Raw genomic sequence first — 25650 nt, 5'->3', positions numbered from 1 at the left:
CCCCGGCGCCCGCAGCGACCCCCGCCCCGGCATCCGAGGGCACCGGCGACCTGCCTCCGCCGCCCGCGGCGGCAGCCACGCCGGACTCCGCACCCGCCTCCCCGGCTGCGGAAACCGGGGCATCCGCCCCGATCGTCCCCGAACTGCGCACCCTGCCGCCCGCAGGATCGACCGGCGCGGCCTCGGAATCAGCGACGCCGACGCCCCCCGAACCCGCCGAATGACGACCCGGCCGCCCTGCGGCAGCCATGCCGCACCCGGCAAAGCCTGGTGCGCGGCGGGCTGTCGGCGGGGCGGTTTGCCGTCTATGATCCGGCCAAAGCCGAAACGAGGACACGCCATGCGCCGATCCCCCCTTATCCGACGCCTGATGGCGACAACCCTGCCGGTGGCCCTGGTGCTGGGGTCGGCCGGCACCACCGCCGTGGCCGATCCGCTGTATGCGCGGAACATGTCCACCTATGGCCTGGCGGGCGGCATCGACACGCCGACGGCCGAAACCTTGCCGGACGGCACGCTGGGCGCGACGGTGTCCTGGTCGGATTACGGCCGCCGCAGCAGCGTGGTGTTCCAGGCGCTTCCGAAGCTGACGGCGGTCCTGCGGTATTCGCGCGTGGAAGGCATCAACGACTACCGAAACGACGGCTATATCTCGGACCGCTCGGCCGATCTGCGCTGGCAGGTTCTGGACGAACAAGGCTGGCGTCCGGCGGTCGCGGTGGGCTTGCAGGACTTCCTGGGCACCGGCGTCTATTCGGGCGAATACATCGTCGCCACCAGGACGGTGACGCCTTCGGTCCGCGTGTCCGCCGGCCTTGGCTGGGGCGCGCTGGCGGGCAAGCCGCGCACCATCGACAGCAACGACGAGGGCGGCACGCCCAATCTGGACCAGTGGTTCCGGGGCGGCGCCCGGCCCTTCGCCTCGGTCAGCTGGCAGGTCAACGACCGGCTGAATCTGGTCGCGGAATACTCGAACAACGACTATATCGCGAAATACAGCAACGGCGCGGTCTTCCAGCAGGGCGAGGAACCCGACAGCAACCTGAACCTTGCCGCCTTCTACCGCTTTGGCGGCAATTACGAGGTCGGGCTTTACACCATCGGCGGCAACACCTTCGGGGCGCAGTTCTCCATCGCCCTAAACCAGCGCGAGGCGACCTATCCCTCGGGCCTGGAAAAGGCCCCGGCCCCGGTGCGCCCGCGCCCGGCGCCGCAAGCCGATCCCGAGGGCTGGTCGGGCAGCTGGGCGCAGGATCCGACCGCGCAGCCCGCGATCCAGACCGCGCTTGGCGATGCGATGCGCAAGGAAGGCCAGACCCTGGAAAGCATGGCGCTGACGGCCAACCGGGCCGAGGTCCGGCTGCGCAACGGGCGCTACATCAGCCAGGCCGAGGCCATCGGCCGCACCGCGCGGCTGATGACCCGCGCCCTGCCCCCCTCGGTCGAGACCTTCGTGATCACCTCGACCGCCGACGGGGTGCCGACATCCTCGGTCACTGTGCGCCGGTCGGATGTGGAGCGGCTGGAAAACACCGAGGCCGGGCAGATAGCCGCCGCATCCGCGCTGTCGGACGCGCCCGCAGGCGCGCCGGGGCTGGTGCGCAGCGAGGGCGTCTATCCGCGCTTTCGCTGGTCGATCAAGCCCTATGTCGACCTGGGCATCTTCAGCGCCGAGGACGGCGTGACCCACGAGGTCGGCGCCGAGGCGCGCGCCAGCTATGAGATCGCGCCCGGCCTGATCCTGACCGGCGCCCTGCGCCAGCGCGCCTTCGGCAACATCGACCAGCGCGGCCCCGGCATTCCCGGACGGCGGGGCGAACACTACACGCCCGGCGAATACGAGGCTAACCCCGCCCTGGAAACCACGCCCCAGGGCGTGCCGCGGGTGCGGTCGGACACGCGCATGTATACCGGAAACAACGACCTGGTGATCCCGGAACTGACGCTGGGCTGGTATGCCAAGCCCGCGCCCGCGGTCTATACCCGCGTCACCGCCGGTCTTCTGGAACGCGCCTATGGCGGCGTCTCGACCGAGGTGCTGTGGAAACCCGCCAATTCGGCCTTTGCCCTTGGCGCGGAAATCAACCGCGTGAAGAAGCGCGACTTCGACCAGCTGTTCGATTTCCGCGACTATGAGGTGACGATGGGCCATGTCTCGGCCTATTACGAATTTGCCCAGGGGTTCACGGCGCAGCTTGATGTCGGCAAGTATCTGGCGGGCGACAAGGGCGCGACCGTCACGCTGACGCGCGAATTCGCGAACGGCTGGCGGATCGGGGCCTATGCGACCAAGACCGACCTGTCGGCCGAGGAATTCGGCGAGGGCAGCTTCGACAAGGGCGTCACGCTGTCGATCCCCCTGGGTTGGGTGACCGGCCAGCCGTCGCGCGAACGCGTCAGCGCCGACCTGCGGTCGTTGTCGCGCGACGGCGGGGCGCAATTGAACGTCCGCGACCGGCTGTACGACCATGTCCGGGACAGTCATTCCGTCAAACTCTATGAAGGCTGGGGGAGGTTCTGGCGATGATGAACGGCGTCACGAAGATCACGCTGGCGGCATCCCTGCTGGCCGGGCTGGCGGGATGCGGCAACGACAGCGAAAACGCCGGACCCTTCGGCGCGCTGGCCCAGACGGCGGGCCAGATCGCCGCCGAACGCCGCGCGGCCGACCAGCCCGCCGCCTCCGCGAAATCCCCTCAGGAAGCGGCGGCCGAGGCGCTGCGCGTCAATCCCGGTCCGCTGATTCAGGTCGGCTTCGAGAACCTGGGCCGCACGCAGGTCATGGCGATGACAGGCCAGAACGGCGCCATGCGCACCTTCATGACCCCGTCCGAAGAAGCGGTGATCCTGCGGAACGGAATGCTGGTCGGCACACGCGGGCTGGGCAACGACCTGTCGGTCGCCGAGCCGGGAACCGAAGGGCTGATCCGCGCGGGCGGTTCGGGCAGCGGCACGCGCGTCATGCGCTATTTCGCGGGCGACGGGGTGGAACGGCCCTTGCAGTTCGCCTGCACCGTGGGCGCAGGCCCCCGCCCCGGCGTGATCGTGGAATCCTGCCAAGGCCATGGCGCCAGCTTCCAGAACAGCTATATGGTGCAGGGCGGCCAGATCCCGGTGTCGCGCCAATGGGTCGGCCCGGCCCTGGGCTATGTCACGATCCAGACGCTGCGGAACTGAAACGACGACCGTGATCGACGAAGAACCGGCCCCCTACGGGCCGGTTTTTTTTCACTTGCCCGACAGATAGCTGTCGATGGCGGCGCGCACGCCCTGATCCTGCACGATCTTCAGCCTGCGGGCGAAGGCTTCCTGGAAGCGCGGATTGGCGGCAAGCGGGCCGAACACCGTCTCGTTCGCCAGAAAGGCCAGCGGGTCGCGGCGCGCGGCGAGGGCATGGTCGCGCAGCGTGTCGCTGTTGTCGTCATTGGGCGCGATCGGGTTTCCCGCCTCATCGGTGCGCTCGCAATAGCGGCACCAGAAGGCGACCTCTTGCGCCAGGCCGTCGATAACCGCGTCGGATTTCAGCGCGTCGGCCAGCGTCGGCAGGATGAATTTCGGCTGCCGGTTCGACCCGTCCAGACACAGGCGAGGGATCGTATCGCCTACCTCGGGGTTGGCGAAGCGGCTGACGATCAGATCCAGGTAATCGTCATAGCTGACGCCGGGGATCGGTTGCAGGGTCGGAATGATCTCTCGTTCCTCGACCGCGCGCAGCCAGGCGGCGATTTGCGGGTCGGCCATGGCGTCGTGGACGAAGTGATGGCCCAGCAGCGCCGAGGGATAGGCGATGGCCGCGTGCCCGCCGTTCAGGATCCGCAGCTTCATCAGTTCATGCTTGCTGACATCGGCCACGAATTCGGCGCCAACCTTTTCCAACGGCGGGCGGCCCTGGGGGAAGTGATCCTCCAGCACCCATTGGCGGAACGGCTCGCAGACCACGGGGGCTGCGTCGGCGATGCCGAAGCGGTCGCGGACCAGGGCGCGTTCGCGGTCCGAGGTGGCCGGGGTGATGCAGTCGACCATGGAATTGGGGAACGCCACCTTGCGCCGGACCCATTCGGCCAGATCGGGGTCGGACAGTTGCGCCAGTTCCGTCACCGTGCGCGCGCAGACATGGCCGTTTTCGGGCAGGTTGTCGCAGGACATCACCGTGAAAGGCTCGATCCCGGCATCCCGCCTGCGCCGCAGCGCGGCCAGGATCATGCCGAAGACCGTCTTCGGCGCCTCGGGATTGGCCGCGTCATGGGCGATATCGGGATGGGCGGCGTCGAAGCCGTCGGTCTTGGCGTCGACGTAATACCCGCCCTCGGTGATGGTCAGCGACACGATGCGGATCGCCGGGTCGGCCATGGCGGCTATGACCGCCTGCGGATCGACCGGCACGAAGTCGATCATCGACCCGATCACGCGGGCGCTCAGCCCGTTCGGATCCAGTTCGACCACCGTGGTCAGCCAGTCCTGCGCGGCAAGCCGGTCGCGCATCGCCGCATCGCCGGGCCGCACACCCGCGCCGATCAGCGCCCAGTCCTGCCCCGCGTCCATGTCGAACAGGCGGTCCAGGTAATAGGCCATATGCGCGCGGTGAAAGTTCCCGACGCCGACATGAAGGATTCCGGGGCGCAGCGCCGCGCGGTCGTATCCGGGGCGGCCCACGGTATCGGGCAGGTCTGCAAAGGCGGATGCGTTCAATGAGACGGCCATGGCCGAACCTTTCTTCTGGGGGACAAGCCTCAGCTCATCCAGTTGCCGCCGTCGACGTTGTAGGTCTGGGCGACGATGTATTCGGCCTCGGACGAGGCCAGGAAGATCGCCATGCCGGTCAGGTCGGCGGCGGTGCCCATGCGGCCGAAGGGGACGGCCTCGCCGACCTCGCGCTTCTTCTGGCCGGGGGCCTTGCCTTCATATTTGGCGAAGAAGGCGTCCACGCCGTCCCAATGTTCGCCATCCACCACGCCGGGCGCGATGGCGTTCACGTTGATGCCGTGCGCGATCAGGTTCAGCCCCGCCGATTGCGTCAGGCTGATGACGGCGGCCTTGCTGGCGCAATAGACGGCCACCAGAGCCTCGCCGCGACGACCGGCCTGAGAGGCCATGTTGATGATCTTCCCGCCCTGCCCGCGCTGGATCATGCCGCGCGCGACGGCCTGCATCATGAACAGCGTACCCGACACGTTGACCGCGAAGATGCGGTCGTAATCGGCGCGGGTGATTTCCACGATGGGCGCGGCGGTGAACAGGGCGGCGTTGTTGACCAGGATGTCGATGCCGCCGAAGGCCCCTTCGACCTCGGCCACGCAGGCGTCGATCGAGGACTGGTCGGTCACGTCCAGCCGCACGGCGATGGCGCCTTCGCCCAGGCCCTCCGCCGCCTGGCGCGCCGCGTCGATGTTGATGTCGCAGATCGCCACGCGGGCGCCTTCGGCCAGATAGGCGCGGGCGAATTCCAGCCCGATGCCGCGCGCCGCGCCGGTGATCAGCGCGCGCTTGCCGTCCAGTCGTCGCATCAGATGCGGTCTCCGTTCTTGTCGAATTTGTGGATCTTGTCCTCGTCCGGGGTCAGCCAGACGGTATCGCCGTGATGCAGGTTGACCTCTCCGGTGGACCGGACGGTGACGGTTTCCGCCAGGCCGGTATCCTCGACATAGAAGAAGCTGTCGGACCCCAGGTGTTCGCTGACGCCGATGCGGCCCTTCCACTTGCCCTCGGTGGCCGAGATGCGGATGTGTTCGGGCCGCACGCCGATGGTCGCGGCGCCGTATTCGGCCGCCGGGGCGCCGGAAAAGAGGTTCATCTTCGGGCTGCCGATGAAGCCCGCCACGAAGACGTTGCGGGGGCTGTGATACAGATCCAGCGGGCTGCCCACCTGCTCGATCCGGCCCGCTTGCAGGACCACGATCTTGTCGGCCATGGTCATCGCCTCGACCTGGTCGTGGGTGACATAGATCATGGTCGTCTTCAGGCGGTTGTGCAGCTCGCTGATTTCCAGCCGCATCCCCACGCGCAGGGCGGCGTCCAGGTTCGACAGCGGTTCGTCGAACAGGAACGCCGCCGGTTCGCGCACGATGGCGCGGCCGATGGCCACGCGCTGTCGCTGCCCGCCCGACAACTGGCCGGGGCGGCGGTCGAGATAGTCGGTCAGGTTCAGCGCCTTTGCCGCGGCCTCGATCCGGCGGTTCTGTTCGTCCTGCGGCACGCCCGCCATCTTCATCGGAAAGGCGATGTTCTTCCTGACCGACATGTGCGGGTAAAGCGCATAGGACTGGAACACCATCGCCAGCCCGCGCTTGGCAGGCGAGGCATCGGTGGCGTCCTTGCCGTCGATCAGGATGCGCCCGCCGCTCACGTCCTCGAGCCCCGCGATCAGACGCAGCAGGGTGGACTTGCCGCAGCCGGACGGGCCGACGAAGACCACGAACTCGCCGTCGTCGATGGCCAGGTCCAGCGGCGGGATCACCTCGACCTCGCCGAAGCGCTTGGCCACGCCTTGCAGGGTTATCTGTCCCATGTCGTTCCCCTTATTTCACGGCGCCGAAGGTCAGGCCGCGGACCAGTTGCTTCTGGCTGAACCAGCCCAGGATCAGGATCGGCGCGATGGCCATGGTGGACGCCGCCGACAGCTTGGCCCAGAACAGCCCCTGCGGGCTGGAGAAGCTGGCGATGAAGGCCGACAGGGGCGCCGCGTTGGTGGTGGTCAGCTGGATGGTCCAGAACGCCTCGTTCCAGGCCAGGATGATGTTCAGCAGCAGCGTGGACGCGATGCCGGGCACCGCCATCGGCGTCAGCACATACAGGATCTCGTCGCGCAGGGACGCGCCGTCCATCCGCGCGGCCTCCAGGATCTCGCCCGGAATCTCGCGGAAATAGGTGTAGAGCATCCAGACCACGATCGGCAGGTTGATCAGCATCAGCAGGATCGTCAGGCCGATGCGTGTGTCCATCAGCCCGGTGCGCAGGAAGATCAGATAGATCGGCACCAGCACCGCGACGGCGGGCATCATCTTGGTGGACAGCATCCACATCAGGATGTCCTTGGTGCGTTTGGTGGGCGAGAACGCCATCGCCCAGGCCGCCGGAATCGCCACGACCAGGGCCAGCAGCGTCGATCCCACCGCCAGGATCACCGAATTGGTGAAGGGCCGCCAGTAATTGTTCTGGCTTTGCACCGTCTGATAGCTTTCCAGCGTGAAGGACGGGATCAGGTTGAAGCCCGCGATGGCTTCCTGTTCCGTCTTCAGGCTGGTGATGATCGTGTAAAGGATCGGAAAGAAGATCAGCAGGGCCACGAACCATGCGGCGACGGTCCAGCCGATCCGTGCATTCTTGGATGTTGCGCGGGCCATGTGTTCCCCCTCAGTCCAGGTTGCGGCCGACGGCGCGCATCAGGAAGATCGCGACGAGGTTGGCCAGGATCACGGCGATGATGCCCCCCGCCGCCGCCCCGCCGATGTCGAAGTTCAGCCGCGCGGCGCGATAGATCAGGAAGGTCAGGTTGGTCGAGGCGAAGCCCGGACCGCCATTGGTCGTCACCAGGATCTCGGCATAGATGCCCAGCAGGAAGATCGTCTGGATCAGGATCACCACGGTGATCGCGCGCGCCATGTGCGGCAGCACCAGGTACAGGAACCGGGCATGGGCGGGGGCGCCGTCCATCTCGGCCGCCTCCATCTGCTCGGTGTCCAGCGATTGCAGCGCGGTCAGCAGGATCAGCGTCGCGAAGGGCAGCCATTGCCAGGCGACGATCAGGATGATCGAGGTCAGCGGATATTGCGCGAACCAGTCCACCGGACTGGCGCCGAAGAACCGGGCGATGTCGGCCAGCACCCCATAGGACGGGTGCATGATCATGTTCTTCCAGATCAGCGCGGCCACCGGCGGCATGACGAAGAACGGGCTGATCACCAGGATCCGCACGATCCCCTGCCCCCAGATCGGCTTGTCGATCAGCATGGCGATGGCGATCCCGCCGATCACGGTGATCGCCAGCACCCCCAGCACCAGCACCAGCGTATTCCAGATGGCCGCGAAAAAGGCCGGATCGCTGTAGAAATACTGATAGTTGAACCAGCCCGCCCAACTGGTCATGCCGGGATTGAGCAGATTGTAGTTCAGGAACGAATAGTACAGCGTCATGCCCAGCGGCACGATCATCCACAGAAACAGCAGGATGATGGCGGGCGCGCGCATCAGCCGCGCAAGCCCCTGGGTCTGGCGAGTGGCCATGGCCGAAACTCCTCTATCCTCCCAGGCGCGACAGGCGCGCCCCCCGGATCCGCGCCGCCCGGTTCCCCAGGCGGCGCGGGTCATGCGTCACTTGATATAGCCGGCCCGCGTCATCTCGCGCGTGGTGTTGGCCTGCGCGGCGGCCAGGGCATCAGCCGCCGAAGCCTGCCCCGCCAAGGCCGCCGAGAACTGCTGCCCCACGGCGGTCCCGATCCCCTGGAACTCCGGGATCGCCACGAATTGCCCGCCGGTATAGGGAATGTCCTGGACCGAGGATTTCTGCGTATTGGCCGCGTTGATCGCCGTCAGGGTCATCGCCGCGAAGGGCGCCTCTTTCTGGTATTCAGGGTTCTCGTAAAGCGAGGTCCGGGTGCCCGGAGGCGCCGCGCGCCAGCCTTCCTTGCTGGCGACCAGGTCCGTATAGCCCTTGGACGTGGCCCAGGCGATGAAGGTCTTGGCCGCGTCCTGCGCGTCCGACGAGGCCGGTATCGCCAGGTTCCAGGCCCACAGCCAGTTGCCGTGGTTGTCCACGCCGTCCTTGTTGGGAAACTTGGCGAAGCCCACCTTGTCGGCGACCGTCGAGTCCTCGGGGTCGGTCACGAAGCTGGCGGCGACGGTGGCGTCGATCCAGATGCCGCACTTGCCCTGCTGGAACAGCGACAGGTTTTCGTTGAAGCCGTTCGACGACGCGCCGGGAGGGCCGTATTCGTTCATCATCGTCAGGTAATCGGTCAGCGTGGCCTGCCATTCGGGGCTGTCGAACTGGGGTTTCCAGTCGGTGTCGAACCACCGCGCGCCATAGCTGTTGGCCATGGCGGTCAGGAAGGCCATGTTCTCGCCCCAGCCGGGCTTGCCGCGCAGGCAGATGCCGTATTGTTCCTTGGACTTGTCGGTCATCGCCTTGGCGGCGGTCATGATGTCGGTCCAGGTCGGATTTTCGGGGATCTTTACCCCGGCGGCCTCGGCAAGGTCGGTGCGGTACATCACCATCGCCGATTCGGCATAGAAGGGCGCGGCATACAGCCTGCCGTCCACCGACAGCGCGTCCCGCACGGCCGGGATCAGGTCGTCCACCCCGTAGGCGTCGTCGAATTCCAGCGGCACCAGCCAGTTCTGCTTGGCCCAGATCGGAACCTCGTAGGTGCCGATGGTCAGCACGTCGTACTGCCCGCCCTGCGTGGCGATGTCGGTGGTGACCCGCTCGCGCAGGATGTTTTCCTCAAGCGTTACCCATTCGACGGTGATGCCGGGATTGGCTGCGGTGAATTCGCTGGTCAGGCCCTGCATCCGGATCATGTCGCCGTTGTTCACCGTGGCGACGGTCAGGGTCACGTTGTCCTGCGCGCCCGCGATGCCGGCGGTGGCGCACAGCGCCGTCCCACCCAGCAGGGCGCGAAGAGTGATGGTCATGCTATCCTCCCTTGTCGTTTGGGCATTTGCCACATCGACGGGCAAATATTCACAAACCGCACGCGCTCTGTCAATCGGCAAAATTTGCCTGGCCGGGGCATCTGCCCAGGCGCAAACCTTCACAAGGCTGGTGGGGTTCAGAGGGTCAGCAGGCGTTCCGCCGTGGCCTCGGACGTGATCAGGCCGTTGACCAGCCGTCCGACCAGGGCCGCCCGAATCGCGGGCAGCTTCGCCTCGCCGGTGGCGACGGCGATGACCGGGCGTTCCGCCGCGCGCGGCAGCGGGGCCGAGGCGACGCGGGCGTTGAAGGCGCAGTCGATCACCCGGCCTTCGCTGTCATAGACCCAACTGGTGATCTCACCGGCCGCGCCAAGGGCGGCAAGCTGGTCCATTTCCTCGGCGCTGACGAAGCCGTCCACAAACAGCGGCGCGCTGCGGTCCATCTGGCCGATACCGACCAGCGACAGGTCGGCCTGCTGGCACAGATCGATGGTGTTCCGCACCGCTTCCTGGTTGCGCATGGCGGCCAGTTCGGCGGGGTTCCGCGCCAGCACCGGAAGGGGATAGGGGTAATGCGGCGCCCCGATCCGCTCGGCCAGGCTGATCGTCGCGTTATAGGGTGACGCCGATCCGTCCTGCATCATGTTGCCCAGCCGCGACACCACCACATGCTGCGGACAGGACATGCGCGGCAGTTGTTCGACCGTGGCCTTCAGCGCCCGGCCCGTGCCCAGGCTGACGATGCGGCGGTCGGGCGATTTCAGCACCCGTTCCAGTTCGGCCGCCGCCGCGATGGCGACGCCGGTGATCAGCCCCGGCGCATCCGGGTCCGAAGGCACGATCTCGCAGGACATCAGCCCGAAGCGATCCGACAGCGCGCCCGCCAGATCCATGCAGCGGGCGATGGGGTGGTCCAGCCGCACCTTGATCAGCTTTTCGCTGACCGCCATCGCCACGAGGCGCTGCGCGGACTGGCGGCTGACGCCCAGCTTGCGGGCGATTTCGTCCTGGGTGTTGCCCGCGACGTAATACAGCCAGCCGGCCCGCGCCGCATCGTCCAGGCGCACCGCGTCGGGGCTGAATCGTCCTGCATTCACCGGGTCGCCGCCTCTTGCTGAAGGTTTGCCAACAGTTGCGGAAACTCTGCCCAATTGTCAAAGGAGCGGACGCCGCGCGGCAGCGCCATCGGCTCGGCCCCGCGCAGATGCGCGCCGCCCGCGTAATGCAGGACGCGCATTTCGGCGGCCAGGGCGGCGGCGATTCCGGGGGCGCTGTCCTCGATCACCAGGGTTGATGCGGGCGGGCAGCCCATCCGCGCCGCGGCCAGCAGGAACAGGTCGGGCGCGGGCTTGCCATGGCGGACCTGGCTGGCGGTGAAGACCCGGTCCCCGAACCGATCGGCCAGCCCCAGCACCCGCAGCGTATGCCCCACCCGCTGCGGGCTGGACGAGGTGGCGACGCAGGCCGGGATCCCCAGCCCGTCCAGCACCGCCAGGAAACCGGGCGTCGGCCGCAACTCGGCGGAAAAGCGGTCCAGCAGGCGGGCGCGATAATCGGCTTCGAAGCTGTCGGGCAAAGGCCGCCCCCACCGCTGGCGGATCGACTGCGCGACGGTCGGGAAGCTGCGGCCCAGAAAATCGCGCCGCACGTCGGCGGCGGTCACGACGATGCCAAGCACCGCAAGCTGGTCGATCAGGACCGAGGCCGACAGAACCTCGCTGTCGGCCATCACGCCGTCGCAATCGAAGATGATCAGATCGATGGTCACGGTCCCCCCATCCCCTGACCAGAGGCGATCCGGCGCAAAAGCACAAGTGCAACCCGGCGGCGTTTGTGGCAGGACGGCCCTGCCCCCATCCCCCGAGGTTCCATGCGCGCCGTCCTGATCTGCCCGCCCCTGCCCAGCCACCTGCGCGCCTTCGAGGCTTTGGCCCAGGAACTGACCCGCCGGGGCCATCAGGCGATCTTCCTGACCGAACCCGGCACCGCCTTGCAAAGCGGCGCCGCACCGACCGTCTGTGCCGCGACGGCCTGGCGGTCCTGCGCGGCCTGTCGCCCGACCTGATCCTGGGCGACCAGATGGAGCCTGCCTCGGGCCTGCTGGCGCGCGCCGTCGGGGTGCCGCTGGTCTCGGTCGCCTGCGCGGTGCCGATGGATCCCGAACCGGGCATCCCCCTGCCGTTTCTGGGCTGGCCGCACGATCCCACCGCCCAGGGACTGCGCCGCAATGCCGGGGGCGAACGGGTGGCCGACCTGCTGATGACGCCGCAATCGCGGACGATCCGCCGCTGCGCGCGGGCCTGGGGCCTGGGCGATCTGCGCCGCTTGCAGGACTGCCTGTCCCCCGGCCTGACGCTGTCGCAGATGGCGCCGGGCTTCGACTATGCCCGCCCCGTGAACGGCGCGCATATCGCCCAGCTTGGCCCCTTCCGGCGCGGCCATGCAACACAGGATTTTCCCGCCGACATCCGGCCCGATCCGGCACGGCCCTTCGTCTATGCCTCGCTTGGCACCTTGCAGGGGCACCGCGCCGGGCTTCTGGCGCGGATCGCGCGGGCTTGCCGCCAAGCGGGTGTGCAGGTGCTGGTGTCCCATGCCGGGTCGCTGACCGAGGCCCAGGCGCAGGCGATCCCCGCCGACTGGGTGCGCGGCTTCGTGCCGCAGCAGGCGGTGCTGGAACGCGCCGACCTGTGCGTGACCCATGCCGGGCTGAACACCGCGCTTGAATGCCTGGCGGCGGGCGTGCCGATGCTGGCCCTGCCGCTGACCCATGACCAGCCGGGCGTGGCCGCGCGCATCGCCCATTGCGGCGCGGGCCTGCGGCTGCATCCCTGGCAGCGCGGCACGGCGTCCATCGCGCATGCGGTGCGAGATGTGCTGGACGATCCGCGTTACCGCCGGACCGCGCAGGGATTCGCCGCGCAGGCCGACGGCTGGGGCGGGGCGGCGGCTGCCGTGGACCGGATCGAGGCCGCGATCAAAATCCCAGGGCGCGCCACAGCGTGATCAGATAGCCGTCGCCGATCCACAGCGTCAGGCCCAGCTCGACCGCCACGGCGGCGGCGGCGACGACCCAACCGGCCAGCGGCAGGGCCAGGACCGCCCCCAGGGCGGCGGCGGCCGTGTCGCTGAAGGAATTGGCGATGCTGTCGCCCCGATAGGCCAGCGGATCGCCAGGGTCATAGCCGAACATCGCGATGGTGAAAGGCAGGTTCTCGGCCACCTCCCACACCGTGCTGCTGACGATCACCGCCGCCAGCAGCGTCCACAACGGCCAGTCGGGCCGCTTCCACCGCACCAGCTTGACCAGCACCGCGCCGAAGATCAGGTGCAACAGGCTATAGGGATCCAGCAGGGTCCGCGAATTCAGCCCCGCCTGTCCCGGCATGGCCCAGATCTGCCCGCAATCGCAGCCTGCCGGGCGGCCCAGGATCGCCAGCAACACCAGCTTGCCCAGAAGCGCGAGGCCGATCAGCAGGGCGGCCTGCCGCCCCCGTCCGCGCGGTTGCGGCAATTCGCTTGCAACCAGCGTCAGGCTGGCGGATCGTTCAGGGGAAAACGGCGGGACGGAACGGTTCTCGTTTGTCATCGTTACCACAGTAAGGCTGCGGACAGCAGAGGCAAGAGGCCAGAGATCCAAGGGGTTATGACACATCAGGCAGCCCAGGTCGTGATTGCCGGCGCGGGGCTTTCGGCCTCGCTTGCGGCGCTGCGGCTGGCAGGGGCGGCGCGTGTGCTGCTGATCGATCAGAGGGCCGATCCGCTGGCGGGCCACACCTGGTCCTTCCATGCGGGCGATATCCACGCCAGCCAGCGCGCCTGGCTGGCCCCCGCGATCCGCCGCGCCTGGGACGGCCAGCAGGTGCGTTTTCCGGGCCGGACGCGCGGGCTGCGATCCGGCTATGCCTCGTTGGACGCGGACAGCCTGGGCGCTGCGCTTGCAGGGGTGCCGGGGGTGGCGCGGCTGACAGCAAGGGTCGCGTCGGTCGACGCGGGGGGCGTCTCGCTGGCGGATGGCAGGCGGATCGACGCGGACCTGGTCCTTGACGCGCGCGGCTTCGTTCCCCATCCGGCGATCCAGGTGCGGTTCCAGAAATTCCTGGGCCAGGAACTGCGCCTGGCCGCGCCCCACGGCCTGACCCGGCCCGTCATCATGGACGCGACCGTGCCGCAGCGGGACGGATACCGCTTCTTCTATCTGCTGCCCTTCGACGACACCCGCCTGCTGGTCGAGGCGACCTATTATTCGGACGCCGCCGCCCTGTCGGCCAACGATCAGCGCGCGGCCATCGCCGCCTATGCCGCCGACCAGGGCTGGCAGGTGGCCGAGGTGGTCCGAGAGGAAAGCGGCGTCCTGCCCATCGCCCTGCGCTTCGACCCCGACGCCTTCTGGCGCAGCCTGCCCCCGGACGTTCCCACCATCGGCCTGCGCGCGATGCGGTTCCATCCGCTGACCGGCTACAGCCTGCCCCATGCGGTGCGCGACGCCGATCTGATCGCGCGGCACTGGCGCCAGGGCCCCCGCGCGCTGGCCCGAGAGTTGCGCAGAACCTCGCTGGCCGACGCCAGGGCGCAGGGCTTTTACCGCCTGCTGTCGCGGATGCTGTTCGAGGCCGCCGCCCCCGATGAACGCCGCCGCGTGATGGCGCGCTTCTATGGCCTGCCCGAACCGTTGATCGAGCGGTTCTATGCCGGGCGCAGCACCCTGGCCGACAAGGCCCGCATCCTGACGGGCCGTCCGCCCGTCCCGGTGGGCCGCGCCCTGCGCTGCCTGCCCGGCGCGCTGCGGGCGGATCCCGCATGACGCAGCCCTCCGGCAAGACGGCCGCCGTCATTGGCGCGGGCCTGGGCGGACTGGCGCTGGCCATCCGCCTGCAAAGCGCGGGGGTGGCCACGACGGTCTTCGAAAAGCGCGACAAGCCGGGCGGTCGGGCCTATGTCTATCACGACGCGGGCTTCACCTTCGATGCCGGGCCGACGGTCATCACCGATCCCGATTGCCTTGGAAAGCTGTGGCGCCTGTCCGGCCGCGACATGGCGGACCATGTGACGCTGCTGCCGGTCGATCCGTTCTATCGGCTGTGCTGGGAAGACGGCACCGTCTTCGACTATGCCGACGACCAGGACGCGATCGAGCGTCAGATCCGCGCGATCAACCCGCCCGATGTCCAGGGCTATCGCCGGTTCCTGGCCTATTCCCGCGATGTCTATCGCGAAGGCTATGAAAAGCTGGGCGCCGTCCCCTTCCTGCATTTTTCGGACATGATCCGTGCCGCCCCGCAACTGGCGCGGTTGCAAGCCTGGCGGTCGGTTCATTCCATGGTGGCGCGGCATATCCGGGACGAACGCCTGCGCCAGGCCTTCAGCTTTCACACGCTGCTGGTGGGGGGGAACCCGTTCACCACCTCGTCCATCTATGCGCTGATCCACGCGCTGGAACGCAAGGGCGGCGTCTGGTTCGCCAAAGGCGGCACCGGCGCGCTGGTTGCGGGCATGGTGCGGCTGTTCCGGGAACTGGGCGGCACCATCCACCTGAACGCCCCCGTCGACCGGATCGAGACCGAAGGCGCCCGCGCCACCGCCGTTCACGCCATGGGCGCGCGCCATGCCTTCGACATGATCGCCAGCAATGCCGATGTGGTCCACACCTATCGCAGCCTGCTGGGCGATCCCAAGGGCGACAGGCTGGCGGCGAAACGCCATTCCATGTCGCTGTTCGTGGTCTATTTCGGCCTGCGCGGGCTGCGGCCGGATCTGCGCCATCACATGGTCCTGTTCGGCCCCCGCTATCGCGACCTGATAGGAGAAATCTTCGCGGGCAAGGAACTGGCCCAGGACTTCTCGCTGTATCTGCACGCCCCTTCGGTCACGGACCCGGACCTCGCCCCGCCTGGGTGCAGCGCCTATTACGTCCTGGCCCCGGTGCCGCATCTGGGGACGGTGGATCCCGGCTGGGACCAGGCGGCGGCGGCGTATCGCGACCGGATCCTGGATTATCTGGAGGCCCGCTATATCCCGCACCTGCGGCGCGACCTGATGACGGTGCGGCATTTCACGCCGCTGGATTTCCGGTCGGAACTGAACGCCCATCTGGGATCGGCCTTTTCCATCGAGCCGATCCTGACCCAAAGCGCCTGGTTCCGCCCCCATAATCGCGACGACAGGCTGGAAAACCTGTATATCGTCGGCGCGGGCACCCATCCCGGCGCGGGCATCCCCGGCGTGGTGGGTTCGGCCGAGGCGACCGCCTCGCTGATGCTGAAGGATGCCCGATGACCGACGCAACGCTGGACCAAGCCCGGCAATCCATCGCGGTCGGGTCGAAAAGCTTTGCCATGGCCTCGCGCTTCCTGCCGTCCGGAATGCACGACGACTGCGTGATGCTGTATGCCTGGTGCCGCCACGCCGATGATGTGATCGACGGGCAAGAGGCAGGCTTTGCCACGGGCGCGGCGCACGACCCTGCCGCGCGGCTGGCCGAACTGCGCGACCTGACCCACCGCGCGCTGGCAGGCCAGCCGTCGGCGCCGGTCTATGCCGGGCTGGCCCGCGTGGTCGCGGCGCGGGACATTCCGCACCGGCATGTCGATGAACTGCTGAACGGCTTCGCGATGGACGTGGAAGGCCGTGTCTATCGCGACATGACCGACCTGCTGGACTATTGCTATCACGTCGCGGGGGTGGTGGGCGTGATGATGGCGCGGATCATGGGCGTCCGGGACGACGGCGTTCTGGACCGCGCCAGCGACCTGGGGCTGGCGTTCCAGCTGACCAATATCGCCCGCGACGTGATCGACGACGCCCGCATCGGGCGGACCTATCTGCCCCGCGACCTGCTGCGATCCGAAGGCTTGAAGCGGATCGACCCCGACGACCCCGGCCAACGCCCGGCCCTGCACCGGGTCGCCCTGCGCCTGCTGGATCAGGCCGAGATCTATTACCGCAGCGCCGACACCGGCATCGCCGCCCTGCCCCGGCGCCCGGCGCTTGCCATCGCCGCGGCCCGCAACATCTATCGCCAGATCGGCGTCAAGCTGCGCGCCCAGGGGCCGGACGCCTGGGCCGGACGGCTGTCCACCACCAGGGGCGAAAAACTGCGGCTGGCGGCGCGGGCGGTCGGATCAACGATCCTGCGGCGGCGTCCCCGCGCCATCGACCGGAGCGGACTTTACATCCGGCCCTAGCGCGGCCTTGTTCCGGTCCAACTGTTTGACCAGGGTCGGCACCGGCGGGGCGTAGATGAAGCCGAAGCTGACGCAGCCGTCCTTGCCGTCGACCGCATGATGCAGCCGGTGCGCCTGATACAGCCGCTTCAGATAGCCCTTGCGCGGGATATAGGTGAAGGGCCAACGCTTGTGGACCAGCCCGTCATGGGCGATGAAATACAGCAGCCCATACAGGGTCATGCCCGCCCCCAGCCAGGTCGCGGGCCACCAGCTTTGCCCCCACCAGAACAGCCCGATGGAGGCGGCGGCGAAGAACACCGCATACAGGTCGTTCAGCTCGAACCCGCCGTCATGGGGTTCGTGATGCGACTTGTGCCAGCCCCATCCCCAACCGTGCATGACGTATTTGTGGGTCCACCAGGCCACGAACTCCATCGCCGCGACGGTCAGGACCACAATCAGCAGGGGGGCCAGCCAGGTCATCGCGCGGCGCTTGCCGGGCGGGCCTGGGGCACGCGATCCAGCATCGGCTGAAAGATGGCGTCGATCATGTGGCGGAACGGGCCGGGATCCAGGCCCGCGCCCAGCAGGGCGTCGTCCGCAGCGGCCAGCAGCGCCCGGCAGCGACGCAGCGCCTCGTCCGCGCCGAAGACCGCCAGATAGGTTTCCTTGCCGATGTCCTGGCGGCAATCCTTGCCCGTCGCGGCGCTGTCGGACAGCATGTCGGCCAAGTCGTCAGCGATCTGGAACGCCTGGCCCAGATCCTCGCCAAAGCGGCGCAGCAGGCTGCGTTCCTCGTCTGCGCGCCCGCCCAGGATCGCCCCCGCCTCGACCGCTGCGCAGAGCAGCGCGCCGGTCTTCAGCGCGTTGATGCGGGTAATGCGGTCCAGGGCGCCGTCCGTCTGGTCGGCGTCGGAAAAGCCGTTCAGATCCAGTTCCTGCCCGGCGACCAGCCCCTGCCAGCCCATCACGCCCGACAGGATCGCCACCAGGGCGCCCCGCTGTCCGTCGGCCAAGCCCGGCAGGCCGTTGGCGATGGAAATCGCCTGGTTCAGCAGCCCGATGGCGGTCAGGATCGCGGTCGCCTCGCCAAAGCGGGCATGGGTGGTGGGCCGCCCGCGCCGCAGCGTCGCGTTGTCCATCGACGGCAGATCGTCGACGATCAGCGATGCGGTATGGACCATCTCCAGCGCCACGGCCATGTCCAGCACCGCGCAGCCGTCGGCGTCATCGCCCGCCACCAGATGCAGCAGATAGGGGCGCAGCCGCTTGCCGCTGCCCATCGCGTCGCGCGCGGCCTCGACCAGGCGGGCGGGGGCGGGGGACAGATGCGACAGGTGATGCAGGATCCGCGCGTCAAGGCTGCGGACAAAGCCCGCCTGCGCATCGGACGCCAGGCCTGCCTTGTTTCTTGCCTGCCGGTGCATGAGACTGTCGTTCACCGCGTGCGGCGCCCGAACCGGGCCGTCGCGAACCGACAAGGGCTGACAGGCATGACCCACCCCGATCCGTCGCTTGGACAAGACGATGATTCTGATCTCACACTCACCTCTCGGAAGGAACAGCATCTGGACGTGGTGCTTGCGGGACAAGCGGGCGCAGCGGTGACGACCGGACTGGAAACGGTCCTGTTCGAACACGTCGCCCTGCCCGAAGTTTCATGGCACGATGTCGATTTGTCCACCGAATTTCTGGGATACGCCATTGACGCCCCCGTGATGATCGGGTCGATGACCGGGGGGCCTGCCCGCGCCGGCGCGATTAACCGAACGCTGGCGCAGGTCTGCCAGCACCTGCGCCTGCCGTTGGCGGTCGGCTCGCAGCGGGTGATGATCGAAGGCGGCGCGGCGGCGGGTCTGGACGGCGCGCTGCGGCAACTGGCGCCCGACATCCCGATCCTGGCCAATTTCGGCGCGGCGCAGTTGAACCGGGGCTTCGGCCGCGATCAGGCTCTGCGCGCGATCGAGGCCATCGGCGCATCCGCCCTGATCCTGCACCTGAACCCCTTGCAAGAGGCCGTCCAGCCCGAGGGCGACCGCGACTGGCGCGGGCTGGCCGCCCGGATCGGCGCCCTGGCCCGCGACCTGCCGGTGCCGGTCGTCGTGAAAGAGGTCGGCATGGGCCTGTCCGCAAGCGTCGTCGCCCGCCTGGCGGCCGAGGGCGTCGCGATCTTCGACGTGGCGGGCGCGGGCGGCACCGACTGGGCGCGGGTCGAGGCCGCGCGGGCGCCCGATCCCGCCGCAGCCCAGGTCGCGGCCTGTTTCGCGGGATGGGGCATCCCGACCGCCGAGGCGATCCGCGCCGCACGGGCGGCCGCCCCGGATGCGACGATCATCGGATCGGGCGGCATCGTCACCGGACTGGACGCGGCGCGGGCGATCCGGCTGGGCGCGGATATGGTCTCGCTGGCGGGGGCGGTGCTGGCCTCGGCCCTGGACGGGCCGCAGGCTTTGGAACGGCAGTTGGACATCGTGCTGCGGCAGTTGCGCACCGCCTGCTTCTGCACCGGCAGCGCCGATCTTGCGGGGCTGCGCCGCGCGCGGCTGCGCGCTTGAGGGAAAACGGCGCCCCTGGGGGCGCCGCCTTCGATCTTACAGGGTCCGGTCGGGGTCGCGGCGGATCGTGCCGGTGCCGTCGCGGTCATCCTCGATCTCGACCTCGGTATGGCGCACGGTGTCCGAAACGGTCTCGCGATGCGTGTCGCTGGTCTTGCGCAGGCCGATTTCCTCGACCACGCGGGCTTCCTTCTGGACGACGGCTTCCTCGCGGTATTCCTCGGCCTCCAGGGTGCGGTCCTGGAAGGCGGCGTCGGCGCTGCTGACGGCGCGGTCCACGGGACGGCGTTCGATGTCCACCCGTTCCTCGCGCAGGTCGACGCTTTCGCTCACCGGCTCCTCGACCGTATAGGCGCGGACGCGGACACGGCCGTGGCTGGTGTCGCGCTTGCCGATGCGCAGGCGTTCCTGGACGACCGGGATCGTTTCGTCGTCCGAGCCGATGCCCCGCTGGTCCGAATGCGCGCCGTATTCGGTCTGCGCGTCCAGATCGTCCGTGGCGCGGCCGCTTGCCAGCGTCCCGGCCCCGGCCGCCGGAATGGCATAGTCGCTGCCTTCGTACCCGCCCCAGCCTTCCGACCGCCAGCTTTCCGTGCGCTCGTCCAGATCGACGCTGCCTTCATCGTCCAGGATGTCCAGGGCGGTGTCGTATTGCGCGGCCTCAAGCCCCGTCACAGTCACCAGATATCCGCCGCGCGACAGCCCCTCGGCATAGGCATAGCGGTCCTCGTCCGGGAAGAAGAAATCGCTGAGACTGTCCCAGAAACTCTTGTCCTCGTCGCGCGAGGGGGTTGCGGTCGCGGCGTCCGACCCGCCCGAGACCAGCCTGATGCGGGCTGTGGGAATGCCCGCCTGCGTCAGCCGGTCCACGGCGCGCTGCGCGTCGTCGCGGCTGTCGAACAGAGCGGTCACCGAGGTTCCGCCCGTGGCGGCGAAATCGTTGTCATAGGTCATCGTGATGGTCCTTGCTGCTGGGTTGGATTTGGCCTTCGGGGGACAGACGGTCGATGCGAACAGTTTGCCGGCGCGTCTCGACCGGGATTTCGACCGTTTCTTGCCGCCGGATGCGGCGGACATGGACCTCCTCGCGAAGATACAGTTCGCGGGTGACGACCAGCCGCTCCTCGACCACCGGGATGATGGTCAGGTCGCCCTCGGTGGTGGTCGGGGGCATCGCATCCACCCGACGGTTCACCGGCACCCGCACCACCTCGACCTCTTCGCTGGAAAGCTGGGCGGGAAGGTGCTGCTGGACGGTTTCGGTTCGGGTCTCGACCCGCACGCGGCCGGTCGGGATGGTCCGCTTGGTCAGGGCGACCCGTTCTTCCACCAGGGGAAGAACGTCGGGCTTGGGTTCGTCGGTCATTCGGTCCCCGATTGGTTGGGCGGCCCTGGCTGACCAGGTGAAGACCAACGGGCGCGGCCCCCCGGCGTTCCGTTCACATCGTCGCGATGACGCAATCGGCAAAGGCCCGCCGCAGCGCGCCTGCCGCTGCCGGGATAGGCAAAATCAGTTAACACGTTGAAATGAAGATGCCGAAAAGCGTGTTGGCGAAATACTTCCGATGCCGATTTTGTTAACAAAATGCGCTTTGCAATTCAAAAACAATTACACCGACATAATGCAAAAAGAATTGCTTTACTTTCATCACTGCCAGAGTCAATAAATATGCAATATCCCTGTTTTTCGCAATTTCGTCTTACGTCAGGAACCGCATCGGCGGCACCTGACCTTTCATGGGTGCGCAAGGATGCTGTCGCTGACCGACGGATTTTCAATCGAGGGGGTCGATTTCTTTCGTGACGACGAGGCGAAAGAGACCTTCTATTACCTGCCCAACACCGTAGAGCTTGCCCGCAACCCCGACGGCTCGCCCCAGTTCCAGTTCGTGCTGTATCAGGCCGGGCTGCCGATCGAGGGCAAGCAGCAGGGCGGCGGCTTCATGGTCATGACCACCGTCCTGACCGCGCCCGCCGACATCATCGGACCCAAGGCCCTGAACGAGGCGCAGAAGATCCTGCGGGCCGAGGCGCCTTCGCCGGGCGCGCCGGTCCCCACGCCGAAAATCCGACCGGTGAATTTCACCAATGGCACCGCCGCGTTGCGCATCGCCAGGGGTCCGGGCAGCCAGCTTGTCACCAATATCGACCTGGGCAAGCCGTCCCTGTTCGGGCGCAACACCGTATCCATCGTCACCGACATGCCCTTCGAGGGCGCGCAGGTCTTTGCCGACGTGCTGCGTCAGGGCGGGGCCATCGCGGCAGTCGAATACAACCTGGAATTCGAGGTGCGCCTGCCCGCCGTGGTGATCGAGGCCCATATCAGTTCCGCGCGCGTCCGCAACGTGGTGGCCACCTATACCACCCAGCAGGTCGTGGACGAGGATTTCTGGGGCGGCGACACCACCACCGAGGTCCGCAAGCGCACCGGATACAGCGAATTCCTGCGCGAGAATTCCCTGGTCGAACTGGACATCCGCGCCGGTTCCGCCGAGGTCGAGATGGACGACGACATGATCTCGGACCTGCGCGACTTCGCTTTGGGCGCGATGGACAAGTTCATCAACGAACAATGGCTGAACGTCGGCGGCATCCTGACGCCCGAACAGCTGCAAAGCGAATGGCTGGAATTCATCAACGAGGATTTCGAGAAGAACTTCGACCTGGTGCTGACCCAATCCGACGTGATCCTGCGCCAATATAACCCAAGCGCCACCATCGACCCCACCTTCATTTCCGCCGATGTCGCCGATTACCTGATCATCGTCGACACCATCGCCCATCCGTTCTTCAAGCGGCTGGAGGTCGATGTCTCGACCAGCTTCGACTTCGAACGGTTCGAGGATTACGTCCATTCCATCGTCGTGGATCTGTCCTATGACAGCGCCGACGACACCGGGCGGCGGATCCAGAAATCGGAAAGCTTCATCTTCACCAAGGACGACAACAAGCCGCAGAAATTCATCACCGCCAAGGGCCGCAGCAACGAATACCAGGTCACGGCCGAGGTGCATTACCGCAACGGCCCGGTCCTGAAGCAGCGGCTGCTGAACGCCACATCCGTCGCCCCCGCGCAGGTGATCGCGGTGGCCAATCCGGGCGAGATCGACGTGACCTTTTCCGCCCCCGCCGCAGGCTTCGACGGCGACCTGCAATCCATCGACATCGAACTGGCCTATGAGGACCGCAGGAACGGCGTCACCCCCTTCACCGAGGAACGCAGCCTGACCAAGGACGCACCGCAGGTCCAGATCCAGCGCCCTGTCTATTCGCCCGAGGTCAAGCCCTTCCGCTATCGCATCACCCATGTCTTTCCGACGCAGAAGATCTCGACCCCCTGGCTGGAGGCGCCTGCGGGGACCACGAACATCAAGGTCTCGACCCCGTTCGAGGATGAGTTGCGCCTGGACGTGGTGCCTTCCGCCGACTGGAACGAACTCAGCGGCATCCTGGTGTCGCTGACCTACGAGGACGCGGCGAACGATGTGCGCAGCCAGCAGTCGCTGTTCTTCGCGCCCGACGATGTGGGCAAGATCAAGACCTTCATCGCGCCCCTGAAGGATCCGGCGAAACGCGCCGTGTCGGTGGCGGAAACGCATCTGTTCAAGTCCGGCGCGGCCCGCAGCCTGCCGGTGCGCACCATCGACGCGACCGGCGTGCCGGTGGTCGTCGGCAACGCGCCGGGCGGGGTCTATAGGCTGACCATCTCGGGCGAGGACGTGGCCCTGGGGACCGAGGTTCGGCGCGTGGCGGTGACGTTGCGCTATGACGATCCGGCCAACGACGTGACCGACATGCACGGCGCGGTGCTGCGCGGGCCGGGCGAAAGCTCGGTCTGGACGGTCGCCTTGGCGGATCCCGCCAAGCTGGATTACACCTATCGCGCGGATTACTTCCTGGCTTCGGGCGAACGGATCGCGGGGCAGGACAGGACCGCCAGCTTCACCAACCCCGAGGACTGGCTGTTCGTCGAACCGCCAGCCCCTTGATGCGAGGGCGGGCGCGATGCTGTCCTTTGCCCCACCGATACGGCTGATCGAAGGCCATCCGGTTTTTGCCGACCACCAGGACGCGGGCCTGTTCCACATCCTGCCCGCCGCCCCGGTGCTGGCGGACGGGCCGAACGGCGACCCGGCCTTCGGGCTGATGCGATACCTGGGCGACGGGCCGGACGGTGCGGCGGTGGCGGGCGGGTTCCTGTCGCTGGCCACCGAACTGGCGGTGCCTGACTTGGCGCAACGGCGGATCGCGCAGCGCCTCTCGGACGAGCTGGGGCGGCCCGTGCGCCTGTCCCTGCCGCTGTTCGACGACGGGCAGGTGGAACTGACCCTGCTGGGCCAGGGTGGCGGCGCCACGCCCGGCACCCCGTTCGAGGTCACGGTGCTGGGCAGCGCCCGCCCGTCGATGGCGGGAAACAACACCGCGACCTTCCAGATCGCGCTCAACGCCGCCGCCGCCTTTGTCGAGGCGGGCGTCGGCGATCCCACTCTGCCCGCGCTTGTCGTCTATCGCATGGCGCTGTCGGGGCTGCACCCGGCCTATCGGGTCAGCGTGTCGGGCGACCTGTCGCGGCTGGAACGCGAACTTGACGCGCGGTTCCGGGCCAATGTCTGGTATGTCCGCGCCGACATCGCCGCCCAGACCCGCGACGCGCTGTCCAATGCGGGTGTGCGGGTCGATACCCTCATCATGGACGGACAGGCGGCGGATGACGCGGCGGCGGCCGAACGCGCGGTGCTGGACTGGATCACCGACAGCTATTTCGATCCCGCCTATGGCACGACGCCCCCGCCCGCCCCGACCCTGGTCGATTCCATCGCCGGGACGGTGACGGATCTGTTCGACACGCTGATACCCGGCGTGTCCTTCAAGCTGAAGTCCCGGCGCGACAGCGACGTGCGCCAGATCGACGCGGTGCTGAACCGCACCACCGTCCGCCGCCGCGACCTGGTGTTCCAGGCGACGCTTGGGCACGAGTTGTTCGCCCGCCGGGTGGACGGGGACGGACAGGAACGCCCGGACTGGCCCGCCCTGCGCGACCGGCTGATCGGCGGCGTCAACATCGCCTCGATCCCGCGCCGCGAGGTCCGGTTGGGCGTCATGGACCGCTTCGCCAGCGACGGCCTGTTCGCGGTCGAGGTCGAGATCGCCCTGCCCGATCCCGGCGGCGCGGGCGACCTGCATCCCGAAACCTTCGTCTTTCACGACGCCACGGACCGCCAGCTTTACGCGGTCAACCTGCTGGACGCGGACCCCGCGCTGTTGACAGACCCCTATCGCTATCGACTGCGCTGCCATTACGACCCGGCGTCCGATTTCGGGCAGCGGCCCGGCGAAACCGGCCCCTGGGTCGAAGGCCGCGCCGGGGAACTGATCGTGGATCCGCGCGTGGATGGTCCCTATCGCCTGCGCCAGCCGGTGATCGGCGTCGCGCCGGGATTTCCCTTCGCGCAGTTCCCGCAAGTCACCGTGGACCTGCGCCGGACGGAGGGGACCGAGGAAACGCAGCGCGACATGCTGGCCCTGACCCCGGACAGCCCCGAATCCGAATGGACCTTTCGCGGCCATGGCGACGATCCGCAGCGGTTCGAATACCGGCTGCAATTCGAACGCCCGATGCCGCAGGGCGGGCCGGTTGCCCTGGACTGGCGCGCCGAGACCGGGTTGCGCATCACCCTGCCCGATCCCCTGCCGCATCGCCGCCGCGCCACCTTCTTCGCCGCCCTGCCCTGGGCCGAGGTGACGATGGCTTTCCTGGAAATCCGCTATGACGATGCCGCGAACGGCGTCCGCATCGACGAACGCATCGCCCTGTCCGCCGACCAGCCGCTGATCGAGCGCGATTACGCCATCGCCGATCCCACCGTGGCCGCCCTGGTCTATCGCCTGACCGCGCTTATGCCGGGGCGCGGATTTGTGCAGGGCGACTGGCGCGAGACCACCGACACCACCATCGCCCTGGGCCGCGAACTGGTCGAGATGCGCGCCGTGCGGTTCCGTGCGGTCGGTCTGCCCCTGTCGCAGCACCGCCTGTCGCAGATGGAAATCCAGGCCGAGGCGCTTGGGTCCGACGGCGCGCTGCGCCACCGGCACCGCATCGCGGTCGCGGGCGACCAGGCGGGCACCGACCTGGGCACCTGGACCTTTCCCCGCTTCGCCCCCGAGGTCGCGACACTGCGCATCAGGGCCGACTGGCGCGATGCCGACGGCTTTCCGAACGGCAGCGGCTGGACCGACTGGACCCGCGATCTGGTCCTGGTCCGCGTCCCGCAGATGACGTTCCAGGCATAGGGGGGCGC

Annotated in this window: 23 protein-coding genes and 1 pseudogene; 11 read left to right on the top strand and 13 right to left on the bottom strand. The window is 67.9% G+C overall.

The window, feature by feature from the left end; all coding sequences use genetic code 11:
- The 3 genes and pseudogenes from PARHAE_RS21260 to PARHAE_RS19845 all read left to right on the top strand — a co-directional run.
- A pseudogene (locus PARHAE_RS21260) lies at window positions 1-224 on the top strand (signal recognition particle-docking protein FtsY); the annotation flags it as partial.
- Between the two features lie 146 nt (window positions 225-370).
- Window positions 371-2527, top strand: a complete 2157-nt coding sequence (locus PARHAE_RS19850) for a YjbH domain-containing protein (protein WP_241232907.1) — start codon at window positions 371-373, stop codon at window positions 2525-2527.
- Entirely contained in the window at window positions 2527-3177 is a 651-nt protein-coding gene (locus PARHAE_RS19845) for a YjbF family lipoprotein (RefSeq protein ID WP_241232906.1), read from the top strand. Before PARHAE_RS19850 ends, PARHAE_RS19845 begins: the two co-directional genes overlap by 1 nt.
- A gap of 51 nt (window positions 3178-3228) precedes the next feature.
- Here PARHAE_RS19845 and PARHAE_RS19840 read toward each other — a convergent pair whose 3' ends face one another.
- From PARHAE_RS19840 to PARHAE_RS19805, 8 genes are all read right to left on the bottom strand, one after another.
- Complete coding sequence (locus PARHAE_RS19840) at window positions 3229-4701, bottom strand: mannitol dehydrogenase family protein (RefSeq protein WP_126156242.1); 1473 nt, start codon at window positions 4699-4701, stop codon at window positions 3229-3231.
- A gap of 29 nt (window positions 4702-4730) precedes the next feature.
- Window positions 4731-5504, bottom strand: a complete 774-nt coding sequence (locus PARHAE_RS19835) for an L-iditol 2-dehydrogenase (protein ID WP_126156241.1) — start codon at window positions 5502-5504, stop codon at window positions 4731-4733.
- Window positions 5504-6505: an ABC transporter ATP-binding protein gene (locus PARHAE_RS19830; RefSeq protein ID WP_126156240.1), complete on the bottom strand. Its 1002-nt coding sequence runs from the start codon at window positions 6503-6505 to the stop codon at window positions 5504-5506. The genes PARHAE_RS19835 and PARHAE_RS19830 overlap by 1 nt, the downstream gene beginning before the upstream one ends.
- Window positions 6506-6515: 10 nt before the next feature.
- Window positions 6516-7340: a carbohydrate ABC transporter permease gene (locus PARHAE_RS19825; RefSeq protein WP_126156239.1), complete on the bottom strand. Its 825-nt coding sequence runs from the start codon at window positions 7338-7340 to the stop codon at window positions 6516-6518.
- A 10-nt stretch (window positions 7341-7350) separates the two neighbouring features.
- Window positions 7351-8220: a carbohydrate ABC transporter permease gene (locus tag PARHAE_RS19820; protein ID WP_126156238.1), complete on the bottom strand. Its 870-nt coding sequence runs from the start codon at window positions 8218-8220 to the stop codon at window positions 7351-7353.
- 87 nt (window positions 8221-8307) lie between these two features.
- Window positions 8308-9630: an ABC transporter substrate-binding protein gene (locus PARHAE_RS19815; RefSeq protein WP_126156237.1), complete on the bottom strand. Its 1323-nt coding sequence runs from the start codon at window positions 9628-9630 to the stop codon at window positions 8308-8310.
- Window positions 9631-9767: 137 nt separating this feature from the next.
- Window positions 9768-10727 carry a sugar-binding transcriptional regulator gene (locus PARHAE_RS19810; protein ID WP_126156236.1) on the bottom strand — a complete coding sequence of 320 codons (960 nt, stop codon included), beginning with the start codon at window positions 10725-10727 and terminating at the stop codon, window positions 9768-9770.
- Window positions 10724-11398, bottom strand: a complete 675-nt coding sequence (locus PARHAE_RS19805) for an HAD family hydrolase (protein ID WP_164555326.1) — start codon at window positions 11396-11398, stop codon at window positions 10724-10726. The genes PARHAE_RS19810 and PARHAE_RS19805 overlap by 4 nt, the downstream gene beginning before the upstream one ends.
- Window positions 11399-11500: 102 nt before the next feature.
- On the opposite strand from PARHAE_RS19805, the gene PARHAE_RS21460 reads away from it, so the two are divergent.
- A complete protein-coding gene (locus PARHAE_RS21460) occupies window positions 11501-11695 on the top strand; it encodes a hypothetical protein (RefSeq protein ID WP_206437035.1) in 195 nt (64 codons plus the stop codon).
- 14 nt (window positions 11696-11709) lie between these two features.
- Window positions 11710-12636, top strand: coding sequence for a glycosyltransferase (locus PARHAE_RS19800; protein ID WP_206437034.1), 927 nt, complete (start codon window positions 11710-11712; stop codon window positions 12634-12636).
- Here PARHAE_RS19800 and PARHAE_RS19795 read toward each other — a convergent pair.
- Window positions 12608-13219, bottom strand: a complete 612-nt coding sequence (locus PARHAE_RS19795) for a DUF2585 family protein (RefSeq protein WP_164555325.1) — start codon at window positions 13217-13219, stop codon at window positions 12608-12610. The genes PARHAE_RS19800 and PARHAE_RS19795 overlap by 29 nt on opposite strands.
- A gap of 57 nt (window positions 13220-13276) precedes the next feature.
- Here PARHAE_RS19795 and crtY point away from each other — a divergent pair, with 57 nt between their 5' ends.
- From crtY to PARHAE_RS19780, 3 genes are read left to right on the top strand one after another with little or no spacing between them, the layout of a single operon-like run.
- A complete protein-coding gene (gene crtY / locus PARHAE_RS19790) occupies window positions 13277-14434 on the top strand; it encodes a lycopene beta-cyclase CrtY (protein WP_126156233.1) in 1158 nt (385 codons plus the stop codon).
- Window positions 14431-15906, top strand: a complete 1476-nt coding sequence (locus tag PARHAE_RS19785; RefSeq protein WP_126156232.1) for a phytoene desaturase — start codon at window positions 14431-14433, stop codon at window positions 15904-15906. Before crtY ends, PARHAE_RS19785 begins: the two co-directional genes overlap by 4 nt.
- Window positions 15903-16814, top strand: a complete 912-nt coding sequence (locus tag PARHAE_RS19780; protein ID WP_126156231.1) for a phytoene/squalene synthase family protein — start codon at window positions 15903-15905, stop codon at window positions 16812-16814. Before PARHAE_RS19785 ends, PARHAE_RS19780 begins: the two co-directional genes overlap by 4 nt.
- On the opposite strand, the gene PARHAE_RS19775 is transcribed toward PARHAE_RS19780, so the two are convergent.
- Together PARHAE_RS19775 and PARHAE_RS19770 are read right to left on the bottom strand one after the other, a co-directional pair.
- Entirely contained in the window at window positions 16752-17279 is a 528-nt protein-coding gene (locus PARHAE_RS19775) for a sterol desaturase family protein (protein ID WP_126156230.1), read from the bottom strand. The genes PARHAE_RS19780 and PARHAE_RS19775 overlap by 63 nt on opposite strands.
- A complete protein-coding gene (locus tag PARHAE_RS19770; RefSeq protein ID WP_164555324.1) occupies window positions 17276-18238 on the bottom strand; it encodes a polyprenyl synthetase family protein in 963 nt (320 codons plus the stop codon). Before PARHAE_RS19770 ends, PARHAE_RS19775 begins: the two co-directional genes overlap by 4 nt.
- On the opposite strand from PARHAE_RS19770, the gene fni reads away from it, so the two are divergent.
- Window positions 18125-19351, top strand: a complete 1227-nt coding sequence (fni, locus tag PARHAE_RS19765) for a type 2 isopentenyl-diphosphate Delta-isomerase (protein ID WP_338142939.1) — start codon at window positions 18125-18127, stop codon at window positions 19349-19351. The genes PARHAE_RS19770 and fni overlap by 114 nt on opposite strands.
- 36 nt (window positions 19352-19387) lie before the next feature.
- Here the strand turns inward: fni and PARHAE_RS19760 are convergent, their stop codons facing one another.
- Both PARHAE_RS19760 and PARHAE_RS19755 read right to left on the bottom strand, forming a co-directional pair.
- Window positions 19388-20305, bottom strand: coding sequence for a YsnF/AvaK domain-containing protein (locus PARHAE_RS19760; RefSeq protein WP_126156227.1), 918 nt, complete (start codon window positions 20303-20305; stop codon window positions 19388-19390).
- Window positions 20295-20717, bottom strand: coding sequence for a YsnF/AvaK domain-containing protein (locus PARHAE_RS19755; protein ID WP_126156226.1), 423 nt, complete (start codon window positions 20715-20717; stop codon window positions 20295-20297). Before PARHAE_RS19755 ends, PARHAE_RS19760 begins: the two co-directional genes overlap by 11 nt.
- A 385-nt stretch (window positions 20718-21102) precedes the next feature.
- Between PARHAE_RS19755 and PARHAE_RS19750 the strand changes: the two genes are divergently transcribed.
- The gene (locus PARHAE_RS19750) at window positions 21103-23340 is read left to right on the top strand and encodes a hypothetical protein (protein WP_126156225.1); all 2238 of its coding nucleotides are present in this window, start codon (window positions 21103-21105) and stop codon (window positions 23338-23340) included.
- A 16-nt stretch (window positions 23341-23356) separates the two neighbouring features.
- On the top strand, window positions 23357-25642 hold the full coding sequence (locus PARHAE_RS19745; RefSeq protein WP_126156224.1) for a hypothetical protein: 2286 nt from the start codon (window positions 23357-23359) through the stop codon (window positions 25640-25642).
- Window positions 25643-25650: the final 8 nt, after the last annotated feature.

The organism is Paracoccus haematequi (assembly GCF_900631945.1).
GTDB classification, from domain to species: Bacteria; Pseudomonadota; Alphaproteobacteria; order Rhodobacterales; family Rhodobacteraceae; genus Paracoccus; species Paracoccus haematequi_A.
Note: the sequence above shows the minus strand (reverse complement) of the source record. Positions and strands in the feature narration are given on the sequence as shown.